The organism is Actinokineospora diospyrosa (assembly GCF_024171925.1).
GTDB classification, from domain to species: Bacteria; Actinomycetota; Actinomycetes; order Mycobacteriales; family Pseudonocardiaceae; genus Actinokineospora; species Actinokineospora diospyrosa.
The window spans coordinates 198949-212542 of record NZ_JAMTCO010000009.1 but is presented as its reverse complement, the minus strand read 5'-3'; the positions used below and the strand labels follow the sequence as shown (position 1 = coordinate 212542).

Annotated in this window: 14 protein-coding genes; 5 read left to right on the top strand and 9 right to left on the bottom strand. The window is 71.5% G+C overall.

The genetic code is table 11. From position 1 onward, the window contains the following. Nucleotides 1–120: 120 nt before the first annotated feature. Genes LV75_RS19115 through LV75_RS19100 form a run of 4 tightly spaced genes read left to right on the top strand, consistent with a single transcriptional unit; the run spans nucleotide 121 to nucleotide 3286 of the window. Nucleotides 121–387: an acyl carrier protein gene (locus tag LV75_RS19115; protein ID WP_253888306.1), complete on the top strand. Its 267-nt coding sequence runs from the start codon at nucleotides 121–123 to the stop codon at nucleotides 385–387. Continuing rightward, nucleotides 384–1562 (top strand): glycosyltransferase, encoded by a 1179-nt coding sequence (locus LV75_RS19110; RefSeq protein WP_253888305.1) that lies wholly within the window; start codon nucleotides 384–386, stop codon nucleotides 1560–1562. The genes LV75_RS19115 and LV75_RS19110 overlap by 4 nt, the downstream gene beginning before the upstream one ends. Beyond that, nucleotides 1559–2512 (top strand): ATP-binding cassette domain-containing protein, encoded by a 954-nt coding sequence (locus LV75_RS19105; RefSeq protein ID WP_253888304.1) that lies wholly within the window; start codon nucleotides 1559–1561, stop codon nucleotides 2510–2512. Before LV75_RS19110 ends, LV75_RS19105 begins: the two co-directional genes overlap by 4 nt. Before the next feature lie 9 nt (nucleotides 2513–2521). After that, nucleotides 2522–3286, top strand: a complete 765-nt coding sequence (locus LV75_RS19100) for an ABC transporter permease (RefSeq protein ID WP_253888303.1) — start codon at nucleotides 2522–2524, stop codon at nucleotides 3284–3286. A gap of 465 nt (nucleotides 3287–3751) precedes the next feature. Here LV75_RS19100 and LV75_RS19095 read toward each other — a convergent pair whose 3' ends face one another. The 9 genes from LV75_RS19095 to LV75_RS19055 all read right to left on the bottom strand — a co-directional run bounded on the left by LV75_RS19095 (nucleotide 3752) and on the right by LV75_RS19055 (nucleotide 12141). Beyond that, nucleotides 3752–4663, bottom strand: coding sequence for a phytanoyl-CoA dioxygenase family protein (locus LV75_RS19095; RefSeq protein WP_253888302.1), 912 nt, complete (start codon nucleotides 4661–4663; stop codon nucleotides 3752–3754). Then, nucleotides 4660–5679 carry a 4-hydroxyphenylpyruvate dioxygenase gene (gene hppD, locus LV75_RS19090; protein WP_253888301.1) on the bottom strand — a complete coding sequence of 340 codons (1020 nt, stop codon included), beginning with the start codon at nucleotides 5677–5679 and terminating at the stop codon, nucleotides 4660–4662. Before hppD ends, LV75_RS19095 begins: the two co-directional genes overlap by 4 nt. A gap of 54 nt (nucleotides 5680–5733) precedes the next feature. Continuing rightward, nucleotides 5734–7011 (bottom strand): beta-ketoacyl-[acyl-carrier-protein] synthase family protein, encoded by a 1278-nt coding sequence (locus LV75_RS19085; protein ID WP_253888300.1) that lies wholly within the window; start codon nucleotides 7009–7011, stop codon nucleotides 5734–5736. After that, nucleotides 7008–8621, bottom strand: coding sequence for a class I adenylate-forming enzyme family protein (locus LV75_RS19080; protein ID WP_253888299.1), 1614 nt, complete (start codon nucleotides 8619–8621; stop codon nucleotides 7008–7010). The genes LV75_RS19085 and LV75_RS19080 overlap by 4 nt, the downstream gene beginning before the upstream one ends. Beyond that, nucleotides 8618–9115 (bottom strand): beta-ketoacyl synthase chain length factor, encoded by a 498-nt coding sequence (locus tag LV75_RS19075; RefSeq protein WP_253888298.1) that lies wholly within the window; start codon nucleotides 9113–9115, stop codon nucleotides 8618–8620. Before LV75_RS19075 ends, LV75_RS19080 begins: the two co-directional genes overlap by 4 nt. Continuing rightward, on the bottom strand, nucleotides 9112–10155 hold the full coding sequence (locus tag LV75_RS19070; RefSeq protein ID WP_253888297.1) for a beta-ketoacyl synthase N-terminal-like domain-containing protein: 1044 nt from the start codon (nucleotides 10153–10155) through the stop codon (nucleotides 9112–9114). Before LV75_RS19070 ends, LV75_RS19075 begins: the two co-directional genes overlap by 4 nt. Then, entirely contained in the window at nucleotides 10148–10417 is a 270-nt protein-coding gene (locus LV75_RS19065) for an acyl carrier protein (protein ID WP_253888296.1), read from the bottom strand. Before LV75_RS19065 ends, LV75_RS19070 begins: the two co-directional genes overlap by 8 nt. A 1-nt stretch (nucleotide 10418) precedes the next feature. Next, nucleotides 10419–10688: an acyl carrier protein gene (locus LV75_RS19060; protein WP_253888295.1), complete on the bottom strand. Its 270-nt coding sequence runs from the start codon at nucleotides 10686–10688 to the stop codon at nucleotides 10419–10421. An 85-nt stretch (nucleotides 10689–10773) separates the two neighbouring features. Further along, nucleotides 10774–12141 carry a class I adenylate-forming enzyme family protein gene (locus LV75_RS19055; protein WP_253888294.1) on the bottom strand — a complete coding sequence of 456 codons (1368 nt, stop codon included), beginning with the start codon at nucleotides 12139–12141 and terminating at the stop codon, nucleotides 10774–10776. Nucleotides 12142–12519: 378 nt separating this feature from the next. Here LV75_RS19055 and LV75_RS19050 point away from each other — a divergent pair, with 378 nt between their 5' ends. After that, nucleotides 12520–13593, top strand: coding sequence for an alpha-hydroxy acid oxidase (locus LV75_RS19050; RefSeq protein WP_253888293.1), 1074 nt, complete (start codon nucleotides 12520–12522; stop codon nucleotides 13591–13593). The last annotated feature ends 1 nt before the right edge of the window (nucleotide 13594 follow it).

Here is a 13594-nt window from a genome sequence, read left to right as displayed (position 1 = left end):
CGGTCGGAAAGTGTCAATACTCCACCTGCCGACCATTCACCCGCGTCGAGATACTTCGTGACGGACCGGGCGGGGTGCGGTACCTTGGCGCGCAACTGGGGCGGTGTTTGGAGGGGCGCGGTGGCGCTATTCGAGGAAGTCTCGGGAATACTCCGAGAGGTCGTCGGCCCGTGCGGCGGATGCCCGCCCGCAATTACGCCGAACGCCACACTCGAAGGGGATCTGCGTTTCGACAGCCTGGACCTGACCCGGGTCGACGCCGCGCTGAGCGGGCGCTACGGCCCCGCTGTGGAACTGGCGCGGCACGTGCGCGGGCTGGAGCTGGACGAGATCACCGGGTTCACCGTCGGGCAGGTCGTCGACTACGTGGCGGGGCGGGCGCGGTGAGCCGCTTCCTGTTCGTCGTCCCCCCGCTGGCGGGCCACGTCAACCCCACCATCGGGCTGGCGGCGGCGCTGGTCGAGCGCGGCCACGAGGTCGCCTGGTGCGGCCCTGAGCTGCACCTGCGCCCGATGCTGGGCCCGGACGCGGTGATCCACCCGACCGGCACGCGGCTGCACCGGCCGCAGTCGGACCACGGGCTGGCCGCGGTGCGCTCGGTGTGGGACCGGTTCATCGTGCCGTTCGCCCGGTTCAGCCTCCCCGCGGTCGAGAAGGCCGTCGAGGCGGTGCGCCCGGACGTCGTGGTGGTCGACCAGCACTCCCCCGCGGGGGCGATAGTGGCGCACCGGCTCGGGGTCACCTGGGCGACGCTGGCCTGCTCGACGATGGAGCTCGGCGAGCCGCTGGCCGACCTGCCCCGGGTGCACGAGTGGCTGCGCGGTCGGCTGCGGTACCTGTGGGACAAGGCCGGGATGCCCGCCGAGGAGTACTTCGACCTGCGCTACTCACCGCACCTGGTGCTGGCGTGCACCACGCGGGCGCTCACCGGCGCGCTGCCGGAGGACGTCCTGGGCGTCGGCCCGATCCTGGCGAAGCGCCACGGTCAGCCCGATTTCCCGTTCGACTGGCTGGACCAGGACAAACAGCACGTCCTGGTGTCCGTGGGCACCCTCGCCGACGACGTGTCGACCCGCTTCCTGCGCGAGACCGCCGCCGCGCTGGCGCCCCTGGGCGACCGGCTGCAAGCCGTCTTCATCGCCCCACCGGACACCCTGCCCGACCTACCGCCACACCTGATCGCCCGCACCAGGGTGCCGATGCTGGCACTGCTGCCGCGGATGGACCTGGTCGTCTCGCACGGCGGCCTCAACACCGTCTGCGAGTCGCTGGCCCACGGCGTCCCGCTGGTGGTCGCGCCGATCCGGCACGACCAGCCGATCAACGCCAACGGCGTGGTCGCGGCCGGTGCAGGCGTGCGGGTCGGGTTCGCCAGGGCGGACGCGGCCCAGCTGCGCGCCGCCACCACCCACGTCCTCGGCGACCCGGGCCACCGGGCCGCCGCCGCCACGGTCAGCGCCTCGTTCGCCGAGGCGGGCGGAGCGGACGCCGCCGCGGCGGCGCTGCTGGAGCTGACCACCCGGTCGCCGGCCCCCGCCGGCCTGAGCAGGAGCACGTCATGATCGAGGTCAAGGGACTGCGCAAGTCCTTCACGCTGGGCAAACGGCGCAAGACCCGCACAGTCGAGGCCGTCCGCGGCGTCGACCTGTCGGTGGCGGAGGGGGAGATCTTCGGCTTCCTCGGCCCCAACGGCGCGGGCAAGACGACCACCGCGCGCATCCTGTGCACGCTGCTCGAACCCGACGACGGGGAGGCGGTCATCGCGGGCGCCGACCTGCGCAAGGACCCCGGGGCGGTGCGCACCAAGGTCGGCTACGTCCCCCAGGGCGGCACCACGACCGACGAGGTCACCGCCCGCGAGGAGCTGGTGCTGCAGGCCAGGATGTACGGCATCGGCAAGGCCGAGGCGATCGAGCGGGCGGAGCAGGCGCTGGCCGCCTTCGAGCTGACCGAGTTCGCCGACCGGCAGTGCCGCACCTACTCGGGTGGTCAGCGCCGCCGGGTGGACATCGCGATGGGCATCATCCACGAGCCCAAGGTGCTGTTCCTCGACGAGCCGACCACCGGGCTGGACCCGCAGTCGCGGGCGCACCTGTGGGACGAGGTGCGCAGGCTGCGCGACGCGGGCATGACGGTCTTCCTCACCACGCACTACCTGGAGGAGGCCGACGCGCTGTGCGACCGGATCGCGATCATCGACCACGGTGAGATCGTCGCGCTGGGCACCCCGACCGAGCTCAAGCACGGCGTGGCCGGTGACGTGGTGACCGTTGGCCTCAACGGGAGCGGGCCCAAGGCTGCCGAGCTGCTCGACGGCCACGACTACGTGCGCAAGCTGGAGCTCGGGGAGGACGGCCTGCGCCTCTACGTCGACGACGGCACCACCGCGATGCCGCAGATCATGCGGGTGCTGGACGCCGGCGAGATCCACTTCGACACCGTCGAGCTGCACCGGCCCAGCCTGGACGACGTGTTCCTGATCAAGACCGGCCGCTCGCTGCGGGACAAGTAGGAGTCCGAGATGAAGTTCCTCCGTGACACGTGGCTGGTCTTCACCCGCCAGATGCTGCTGGTGTGGCGCACCCCGGCCCGGCTGGTGATCGGGTTCGTGCAGCCCGTCGCCTACCTGGTGCTGTTCGCCCCGCTGCTCAAGACCGCGCTCGCCCCGACCGGCGCGCAGACCTACGCCGACGCCTACCGGGTGTACGTGCCCGGCCTGCTGGTGGTGCTGGTGCTGCTCAGCGGCTTCTTCGCCGGGTTCGGGCTGCTCGGTGAACTGCGCTCCGGGGTGATCGAGCGCTCCCGGGTGACCCCGGTCAGCCGCACCGCGCTGATCCTGGGCCGGGCGTTCTCCGAGGTCGTGACCCTGATGGGGCAGGCGGTGGTGATCACCGTGGTCGCGCTGCCGTTCGGGCTGACGGTGCACCTGGGCTGGCTGATGCTGGCCTACCTGATGCTGGCACTGATGGCGCTCATGGCCTGCGCGCTGTCCTACGCGATGGCGATGCTGATCCCCTCCCCGGCCGCGCTCGGCCCGCTGATCAACAGCGTGTCGCAGCCGTTGTCGCTGCTCTCGGGCGTGCTGCTGCCGCTGTCGCTGGCCCCGGGCTGGCTGGTGGCGATCGCCGAGTGGAACCCGATCTACTGGACGACCAACGGCACCCGGTCGCTGTTCACGGGTAACCCGGGGGACGTGTCGGTGTGGGCGGGCATGCTGATCGTGATCGCGCTGGCGGCGCTGACGGTGACCTGGGCCACGCGGATGTTCGCACGTCAGGTGCGGTGACCGACTGCTGTGCTGGAAGGCCCCCGGGACTGCTCCCGGGGGCCTTCTTGGCGTTGGGGGGGTGTGTCGGGGGCGGCGCTAGGTCCGGGCTGTGTCCTGGGCTGGGTCGGGACGGCGCTTGGGGTGTGGGCTGGGCGTGGGGGTGCGCAGGTGGGGGTGCGCAGGTGGGGGGACTCGATGGGGCGAACTTGTTTTGCGCGGGGCCCCTGCACCACCCGACGCAGGTCCGCAAAGCAGGGGCCGAAAAGCGTGGCCCTGCCGCTGGTAACGCTACGGGTGGTGCTCCCCCACGCAAAACAAGTTCGCCCCATCGAGCAGGAACAGGAGTGGGATCAAGGTCGGGGTGAGGGGTAGTGGAGGGGCAGCGGGCGAGGAAAGTGGTCGAGGCGCTCAGTGCGGCAATAAATGGGCATGGGAAATAGCCCGGAGGTGGAGATCCGGGCTATTTCCGCAGGGTGCGAAGTTCTATTTCCGCCAGAGGGTGGGGCAGTAGGTCGGGTCGGTGTAGTCGGGCATTCCCTCGTCGTTGCGGCGGACCAGGACGTCGTGGTTGTAGAAGACGGGGGTGCCGTCGGGCTTGAGGTAGGGGCGGAAGCGGTTGTCGCCGTCCTGCAGGTGCAGGGAGATGGCGCGGCGGGGGTGGTCGGCGAGGTTGGCGCCGCTGCCGTGGTAGGTGCGGCAGTGGTGGAAGCTGACGTGGCCCTTGGGGATGATCATGGGGATCTTGCGGACCTCGGCGCCGTTGTGCGCGGCGTTGGCGGCCAGCAGCTGCTCCAGCTCGGCCTTGTCGCGGTGGGCGAAGTGCCGGGTGGAGTCGTCGCCGGGGATCTCGGTCCAGGTGTTGCTGCCGTCGACCATGGTGATGGTGCCCATGCGCTCGTCGCAGTCGTGGAACGGGATGAACGCGGTGAGCATCCGCTCGGAGGTGCAGGTCTGCCAGTAGTGCCGGTCCATGTGCCAGGGGACCTGGTTGGACTGCTCCTGCGGGCGCGGCGGCTTGAAGATCAGGGTGCTCTGCCACACCCGGATCTCCTCGGCCCGGGCCAGCCGGGCGGCGACCGCGCCCAGCAGCGGTTTGCGCAGGATCGCGGCGACCTCGTCGCTCTCGTAGTGGATGTAGTCGTTGTGCCGCTGGACATCGCCCTTCTCCGGCGTCCAGTAGGCCAGGTTCGGCGGGCGCAGCGGCAGACGGCGGTCGGTGTGCCCGGCGTAGAAGCGCTCGGTGGCCTCGACCAGGGTGTCCATCTCGGCGTCGGAGAACAGCTTGCGCGAGAGGTACCAGCCGCGGGCGGCGTACTCGGCGACCTCGTCGTCGGTCGGCAGGAGGGCGCGCTCGGCCTCAGTGAGGGCGTACTGGTCGGTCAACTCGGCGGTCACTGGGCTGCTCCTCGCGCGTTCTCCCCGCTGCGCTCGCGCTCGACGGCCTGGTAGAGCGCCTTGATGTTCGCGCTGCCGAAGGTGAGCGCGCCGAGGCGCTCGATGACCTCGAAGAACAGCGTGCGGCGGGGGTGGGTGGTCTGGGTGAAGATCTGGAACAGCTCGCCCTCGTTGTCCTGGTCGACCAGGATGCTGAGTTCGCGCAACTGCTCCACGGGCACGGCGACGTGGTCGAAGCGCTCGGCCAGCGCGTCGTAGTAGCTGCCCGGGGTGCTCAGGAAGCCGACACCGCGCTCGCGCAGGGTGCGCACGGCGGTGGCGATGTCGTCGGTGCGGAAGGCCAGGTGCTGCACGCCCGGGCCGTGGTGAGCCGCGAGGAAGTCGTCGATCTGGCCGGGTTCGGCGGTGGTGTCGGGCTCCAGCAGGGTCAGCGTGACCTCTTTGGACACGCTCTGCACGACCTTGGAGTTCATCGCCTGGCCGCCGACCTCGATGTGCTCCTCGAAGATCTGCTTGAAGCCCAGGACCTTCTCGTAGTACTCGACGATCGGGTCCAGCTCGCCGGGGCCGACGCAGGCGGCGATGTGGTCCACCGCGTCGAGCAGGTCGAGCGCGCCCTCGTCGACGCCGTCGGCCTGCTCCACTGTGGACAGCAGCTCACCCGGGCGGACGAAGACGTGGCCGACGTCGCCGAAACCGGTGACCCGGGTGCCCGTGGCCGTGCCGCCCCTGGTCAGCGCCTCGGCCAGCGCGGCGGCGGGGTCGTCGGTGGAGAGCGCGACCGTGGCCAGCCCGTCACCGTGCTCGGCGACGTACACCGCGGCCGGGTGGCTCTCGGCGCGCCCGGTGGTGAGCAGCACCTGGATCGACCCCTGGCGCAGCAGGACGGAGTAGTGGTCGGGCTGGTCGCGCACCCACCCGTGCAGCCGGAAGCCGTACTGGGCGCGCAGCGTGGCGGCCACCTCATCGGCGTCACCGACGTAGAACTCGACGTGGTCTATCGCTTGTACGTGCATGTTTGACCTCTGGCCAGTGGACGGGGGTTACGGGATTCGGGTGGGTGAGAGGGGTCAGTGAGGGTCAGCGGGTGGGGTGGCGCGGGTCAGCCGGGTCGTGGGCGCGCCGATCAGGAGGCTGACGTTGTGGCCGCCGAAGGCGAAGGAGTTGGACAGGGCCGCGCGCACCGGTCCGAGGCGCGGGGCGCCGCGCACGTGGTCGAGCGCGCAGTCCGGGTCGGGGTCGTCGAGGTTGTGCGTCGGGGGCAGGACGCCGCCCGCGACCGACAGCGCGGTCACGGCGGCCTCGACGGCACCGGAGCCGCCGAGCATGTGTCCGGTGAGCGCCTTGATGGAGCTGACAGCAGGGCTGTCGTCACCGAACACCGCGCGCACCGCGGCGGCTTCCGCCGCGTCGCCGAGTGGTGTCGACGTGCCGTGCGCGTTGATGTAGTCCACATCAGATGGTGTGAGGCCCGCGTCAGCGGTGGCGCGGCGCATGACGGCCGCGGCACCGGAGCCGTCCGGGCGCGGGGTGGTCGGGTGGTGCGCGTCGGTGCTGACCGACCACCCGAGGAGTCCAGCATAGGCGGGTACGCCGCGCGCGTCAGCGAAATCGGCGCGTTCGACGACCAGCACGCCCGCGCCCTCCCCGAGCACGAACCCGTTGCGGCGCTTGTCGAACGGCCTGCTCGCCGCCGTCGGGTCGGCGCCCCAGCCGCGAGCGAGGGCCCAGGCGTTGGCGAACGCGGACGCCACTGTCGGGTGCAGGGCGGTATCGCTGCCACCGCACACGACCACGTCCGCCTCGCCGCCGCGGATGAGCCGCAGCGCCTCGGCGATGGACTGGGCCCCGGCGGCGCAAGCGGTGGCGATGCACGCGCTGTGGCCGCGGATGCCGTGCTTGATCGCGATCCGGGCGGCCGCCATGTTGGCCAACATCCCGGGCAGCAGGTACGGGCTCACCTTGGCGCGGCCGCGTTCCCAGCGCTGCGCTGCGAAATGCTCGTAGGTCTCCAGCCCCGCGCCACCGGTGGAGACGACGACCGCGACCCGCTCCGGGTCGACGTCGGTGCCCACGGTGATCCGGGCGTCGGCCAGCGCGTCATCGGCGGCGGCCATGGCCTGCAGCACGAACCGGTCGACGGCCTTGGCGGACTTGGCGTCCATGACCTCGGCCGGGTCGATGTCCGGCGCGATGCCCGCAGCGTCGAGCAGCCCGGCGAGCGGGTGCCCCTCGGGTGGGGAGACCACACCGGAGCGGCCGACGCACAGGGCGTCGAAGACCTCGGCGGGCTTGCGACCCAGCGGGGTCACCAGCCCGATCCCGGTGATCGCCGCGGCCGGTCTCACCGCGCGCCCAGGCTCTGCAGGTACTGCTCGCGCAGCGCGACCTTGCGGACCTTGCCGGTGGGGCCCAACGGGATCCGGTCCTCGTCGACGACCACGACCTCGCGCAGCGTAGCGGCGACGTCCGGGCCGAGGGCCGCGCGGATCGCCTCGACGCGATCGGCGTTGGGGTCACCCGCGGCGTCGAGTTGGAGCAGCACGTCGGTGACGACGCCGCTGTCGGCGCGAACGGCGACGACGGTGCAGTCGGCGACATCCGGGCAGGCGTTGAGGACCCGCTCCTCCGACAGCGCCGTGTGCAAGCGCTTGCCACCGCCGAGGTCGACGGAGTCGACAAGCCGGTCCACGTGGTAGAAGTAACCCTCTTCGTCGCGGTAGACGAGGTCCCCGGTGAGGAAGTAGCCGCGGACGCGGGTGCGGTACGTGGTGACCGAGTCGTTCCAGTACCCGAGTGAGAGCGTCGGCGACTTCGTGCCCAACTCCCCCACCGCACCCGGTGGCAGCTCGTTGCCGTCGGGATCGAGCACGACGGGTTCGGCGAAGGTGTGCGGGCGGCCGATGCAGCGGCCGTACCGGTTGGTGTCGGTGGTGTGCGTGATGTAGAAGTGCGAGTGACCCATCTCGCTCGAGCCGAGGCCGTCGATGAACGCCGAACCGGGCTTGCGGACCCGGCCTTCCTTTGTGGACACCTCGCGGTAGCCGAGGGAGATCAGCCTGCGGATGTGCGCCTCGTGCGCGCAGTCACCGGTGTTCCACCACAGGGCGACCGAGTCGAGGTCGCGGCCGCGCAGGTCGGTCTTGGCCATCTCCGACCAGGTAGCGGCGAACCCGAGCACGCCGCTGGGGCGCCACCGCTCGATGGCCTCGACCACGCTCGACCCGGTCTGGGCCGACAGCGCGAGCAGCTGGCTCTCGCTGGCCAACGCCAGGTTGAGCGCGATGAGGGTGGCGGCGTGCGGGGCCGGGAGCGCGGACAGGATGCGGTCGGTCCCCTGCGCCTTGGGCATCCGCAGCCGGTGCCGGTTGGCGGCGAAGAGGCTGGAGTGCGAGTGCAGCACGGCTTTCGGGACACCGGTGGTGCCGGAGGAGTGCGTGATCGCGACCGGGTCGTCGCGGAAGAAGCGGTAGGGCTCGGGGGCGTCCGCCGGGTCGGCGTGGCCCAGGTCCTCGATGGGGGGAAGCAACTTCAGCCCGTGCGGGGCGAGCGCTTCGCGGCGGGCGGCGTCGGCGAGGACACCCACCGCGCCGAGGCGGTTGATGTAGAGCGCGGTGATCTCCGGTGTCACCTTGGCGTTGATGAGCGCCGGGATGGCGCCGAGCCTGGCCAGGGCGAGGAAGGTGAGGATGTTGTCGGCCGCGCTGGTGGCGGTGACCGCGACCGGGTCGCGCCTGCCGATGCCGACCGCGTGCAGCGCGGCGGCCCTGGCGCGCACCCGTTCGTCGAGCTGGCGCACGGTGAGCGCGGTCCAGGCGGGGATGTCCTCGACGGCGGTGTCGAAGGTGAACGCGGGCCGGTCGAGATCGCCGCCCAGCGCCACCAGGGTGCTCAGCACGCTGCCCGCGCCCAGTTCCGGATCGCGCGCCATCGTGGCCCGGATGCTCGTGGCTGTCATGCCCGCTCCCTCGCCGTGACCAGGACGGCGTCCGCCCGGTCGGTTCCGCCTCGGTCGTCCGCCAACTCGACGGTGATCACCAGTGCCGCGTCCGCCTCGCCCGCGGCGAAGAGCAGCTCGGCGCACGCCAAAGCGTCCGCCATCGGGTCCCCGGTGGGGCTGGTGCACACCACCGGGCCGGTCAGCCCCCACCGCGCGGCGACGTGCCCGAGCACCGCGTTCGGGTTGGACTGGAAGAACAACAGCGGTGCCACCCGGGTGCCCGACGCCACCGCCTCGGCGACGGCGTCGGCACTGGTGCGGTCACCGGTCGCGCTGGCGAGCACGATCGCGGTCCGCGCACCGGGCTGCTGCCCGGCCAAGCATCGCGCCGCAACCTCGGCCACCAGCGGGTTGAAGGTGGACAGGACGAACCCGGTCACCGGTGTGATCGTGTCCACATCGGACTCCGGCCAGCTGGCCGAGGCCACGACCGGGACGACGGTGGCGTTCACGCGGCCTCCAGCAGCAGTGCGGTGTTGGCGCCACCGAACGCCGAGTTCACGGTCAGCGCGTACCCCACGCGCGCTCGCCGCGGCCCGTCGACGACCAACTCCACCGCGCAGTCCGGGTCGGCACCGAGGAAACCCGAGTTCACCGGCAGCCTGCCCGCTCGCATGGCCAACGCGGTGACCACCAGCTCGACCAGCCCGGAAGCCTCCAGGGCGTGGCCGTGCACGGACTTCGTGGAACTCACCGGCACCCGGTCCAGACCGGCCAAGCGCAGCGCGGCGACCTCGGCGGCGTCGTTGAAGCCGGTGCCGGTGCCGTTCGCGTTGACGTAGTCGATGTCTGTTGTGGACACCCCGGCCCGGTCCACCGCACCCCGGATCGCCCGGGCCAGGCCCGTCCCGTCCGGGCGTGGCTTGCACACGTGGTAGGCGTCACCCGACCGGGCCCAGCCCACCAACCTCGCCACCGGGCGCGCGGACTCGGCCGTCAACAGCACCGCGGCCACCCCGTCGCCGAGCAACATCCCCTGCCTGCCCGCGCTGAACGGCCGGACCCGACCGTCGCGCGCCAACGCCCTCCCGGCGTCGAACAGCGCGAAGGTCGAGGGCTCCACCAGGTACCCGGCGGCGACCAGCACCCGGTCGGCCTGACCGGTGGCGATCATCGTCGCCGCGTCGGCCACCGCCGAGGTCGCCGCCACGCAAGCCCCGGTGTAGACCCGGGGCACGTCACGCACCCCGGTCCTGGCCGCCACCTCCTCGGCCAAGGCGCGGTTGCTCGCGTCCGCGTGCGCGGCGAGCAGCAGTGGAACCGATGCGCGGTCACCGGGGTAGACCTGGTCGACGACCCGCACCAGTTCGTCGACCAGGGAAGGAGAACCGGGCAACGTCGCGGCGTGCTGGGTGCGGCGGCCCGCGGTGCTGAACCGGGTGACCGGGGCGAACGCCGGTACCCCGGCGAACCCCTCGGCCAGTAGCCGGGCGTGGTCGCCGAACGCGGTGCGCGCCGCGGCGGCGGCGATCAGGACGCGGCGATCAGCCATGGCCCTGTGCCCCGGGCAGCACCCTGGCCAGCGTGTCCACCGCGCCGGTGACCGTGGCCATGCCCGCGAACACCTCGTCGGACAGTTCCAGTTCGACGCCGTAGCGCTGTTCGACCTGGGCGATGAGCCAGGTCAGCTCCAGGGAGTCGAGGGTCTCGCCGACCTCGCCGGTGCCGCGGTCGCCGAAACCGCTGAGCATCGCGACCACCTGGGCGCGATCGGGTACGCCACCGGTCGGTTCCGGTGGTACGGGTGCGGCCATCTCAGGACGCGGTGTCGGCCGGGGCCACCGAGAGGCGGTCGGCGAGGGCGTCGACGAACTCCCCCAGGTTCATCAGCGCGAGCGACTCCATGTCGTCGTCACCGAACTTGATCTGGTACTTGTCCTCGATCTGCACCGCCAGGTCGGCCAGTGCCAAGGACTCCAGGTCGAGTCCGGCAGGCCCGAGGTCGGTGTCCTCGGTGACCTCGCTGACGTCGTAGTTCATCTCCCGCAACGTGTCGAGCACGAACTCGCGGAGCTGGTCCTGCATCGCTGCCTCCTATCTGTGCGATTGCCGTCGGTGTTGCCCGGACCGGGGTACCACTGGCCATTGCTGTGCGGCCGTCACCATGGGGCTACCGCGATGCGGCCTCCGCGGCGACGAGTGCGGCGGTGGCCCGCACGACCTTGCCGGTCGTGGTGCGCGGCAGCGCCGGGAGCACCACCAGCCTGCGCGGGCGCTTGAAGGGCGCGAGGGTCTCGGTGAGCGCGGCCTGGACCTGCTCCGCGGTCGCGCCGTCGGTGAGGCTGAGGTAGGCCTGGATCCCGCCGTCGTACAGCACAACGGCTTCGCGGACCGCGGGCAGGGCCGCGATCGCCTGCTCCACCTCGGTCAGGTCGACCTTGAGGCCGCCGATGGAGACCTGCGAGTCCAACCGGCCCAGCACGGTCAGCAGACCGGCGTCGAGTTCGGCGGCGTCCTTGGTGCACAGCCAGCCGTCGACGAAGCGGGACGGGTCCTGCGCGCCCAGGTAGGGCGAGGCGGGCATCGCGATCCACAGTTCACCGCCGCTGACGCGCAGGTCCATGCCGTGGGTCGGTTCGACCGAGGGCCACCGGGTGCCGTCGAGGTCGGTGGCGATGACGCCGAGCTCGGTCATCCCGTACATCGTCCCCAGCGCGACGCCGAAGGTCTCGCGGAACCTGGTCGGCACCGAGGGGCGGACCAGTTCGCCCGCGACGATCATCCGGCGCAGCTGCGGAAGCGGTGCGGGGTCGGCGATCGAGGTGAGCAGCTCGGCGTGGAACGGCACGCCGATGATCGTCGTGGGCAGGTCGGACTCGGCGACCGCGGCGAGGATGCCCTCGGCGGTGAGCCTGCGCGGGAACACCAGTTCCGCGCCGGTGTGCAGCGCGTTGAGCAGACCGCCGACGAGGCCGAGCACGTGCACGATCGACGACAGCAGCACGACCCGTTCCCCGGCGCGGGGGAACTCGGGGAGGCGGTCGTAGCGCGCGAGTTCGGCGATCAGGTCATCGGATGTGCGGGCGATCACCTTGGACGCGCCGGTCGAGCCGGAACTGAACTGCACCAGCGCGTGCGCCGTCCCGGCCGGACGGCCACCCTCCCGGGCGGACACCCGGGCGACGACCTCGGCGTAGCCGCACAGCCGGTGGCCCTTGCTCTCCAGGGCGTCCACGACGTACTGCGCACCGATCCGCTCGAGCGCGCCGTCCACCTCGTGCTGGGTGAGCCGGTGGTCGAGCAGGCTGACCTGCGCGCCGATCCGCCAGGCGGCGAGCAGGAAAGCGATGTAGGTCAGCGAGGGGGGCAGTCGCAATGCGACAGTGCCACCCGCGACGAGCCCCTCGGCGCGCAACCGGTCCCCCGCCAGCGCGACCGATCGGCGCAGCGCCGCGGTGTCGATCGGCCGATCGAGCCGCAGCCGCACAGTCGCGTCCGGCCCGCCGAGCAGCAGGTCATCCACCCATTCCGGGTTCACCGCAGGCTCATTCACCAGCGGAAGATCCACGCCCGCCATTGGTTCCTTCACATTGTTTGCTAGGCCGAACGCCGTAGCGAGAGTTCATTAGCCGCCCTGGCTGGCTGAAACAATCGCATACCGGCTCAACGAGAGTCAAGGTCGCCCGAAAGGACTAATCGCGGTCGCGCCAACAAGCCCACTACCAGGCGTTCTCACTGTGTGCACAGGCGAATCGGGCTCGGCGCCGACTACGCGGAGCGCACGAAAGAAGGGGCCGAAACGCGGTCGGTGACCAGCTGATCCAAACGCTGGAAATTGTGGTGAGCGGATGACAGGATATGCCCCGCTCAATACCCCGAACGGCGCAGAGTAGCGGCGCGGCCCAGGAGTGCACTCGTGAATCCACTACACGTCGGCGACTACGCCGACCACGCGAAAGCCACCCTCGCGGGCGATGTGCTCGGCTACCTCGACGGCGGGTCCGGCGCGGAGTGGACACTGCGCGCCAACACCGCCGCCTACCAGCGGATCCGGTTGCGACCGCGGGTGTTGGTGGACGTGGGGACCTGCGACACGAGCGTTGACCTGCTTGGTTCGTCGCTGGCCGCACCGCTGGGGGTCGCGCCGATGGCATACCACAGGTTGGTGCACGAGGACGGGGAATTGGCCACGGTCAAGGCCGCAGGAGCCGCGGGCGCGTTGTTCGTGGCCAGCATCTTCGCCAGCACCGACCTGGCCGAGATGGCGGCGGTCGCCACGGGTCCACTGTGGATGCAGCTGTACTGGCTGCGCGACCGCCCGGCGCTGCTGGAGCTGGTCGGCCGCGCGGAGCGGGCCGGGTACCGGGCGCTGGTGCTGACCGTGGACGCGCCCAGGGTGGCGCGGCGGCACCGGGACCTGCGCAGCGGTTTCACGTTGCCCCCGCACGTGCGCGCGGTGAACCTGAGCAGGGAGTTGATGGCCGAGAGCCACCTCGCCGCGGCCGGGGTGTCGGCGATCGAGCGGCACTCGCGGGAGCGGTTCGACCCGACGATCACCTGGGCCGATCTGGCCTGGCTTCGCGATCGCACCCGACTCCCGCTGGTGCTCAAGGGAATTCTCACCGCCGAAGACGCGCGGCTGGCCGCCGAGCACGAGGTGGACGCGATCGTGGTGTCCAACCACGGCGGTCGCCAGCTCGACGGGGTCGCGGCCACCGCCGACGTGCTGGCCGAGGTGGTGGCCGCGATCGCCGGACGGCTGCCGGTGCTGGTCGACGGCGGGGTGCGCACCGGGGCCGACGTGCTCAAAGCCCTCGCTCTCGGCGCGGCGGCGGTCCTGGTGGGCAGGCCGGTGCTGTGGGGCTTGGCGCACTCGGGCGCGGCGGGGGCCGAGCACGTGCTGACCCTGCTGCGCGAGGAGTTGGCCGAGGCCATGGCGTTGTGCGGCCGCCCGACGACGGCCCAACTGGACCGGTCGGTGCTGGGGTGAT

Coding starts and splice junctions, on each gene's coding strand:
- LV75_RS19105 (WP_253888304.1), top strand. CDS start 1,559: ATGATCGAGGTCAAGGGACTGCGCAAGTCCTTCACGCTGGGCAAACGG.
- LV75_RS19100 (WP_253888303.1), top strand. CDS start 2,522: ATGAAGTTCCTCCGTGACACGTGGCTGGTCTTCACCCGCCAGATGCTG.
- hppD (WP_253888301.1), bottom strand. CDS start 5,679: ATGCACGTACAAGCGATAGACCACGTCGAGTTCTACGTCGGTGACGCC.
- LV75_RS19080 (WP_253888299.1), bottom strand. CDS start 8,621: ATGACAGCCACGAGCATCCGGGCCACGATGGCGCGCGATCCGGAACTG.
- LV75_RS19070 (WP_253888297.1), bottom strand. CDS start 10,155: ATGGCTGATCGCCGCGTCCTGATCGCCGCCGCCGCGGCGCGCACCGCG.
- LV75_RS19065 (WP_253888296.1), bottom strand. CDS start 10,417: ATGGCCGCACCCGTACCACCGGAACCGACCGGTGGCGTACCCGATCGC.
- LV75_RS19060 (WP_253888295.1), bottom strand. CDS start 10,688: ATGCAGGACCAGCTCCGCGAGTTCGTGCTCGACACGTTGCGGGAGATG.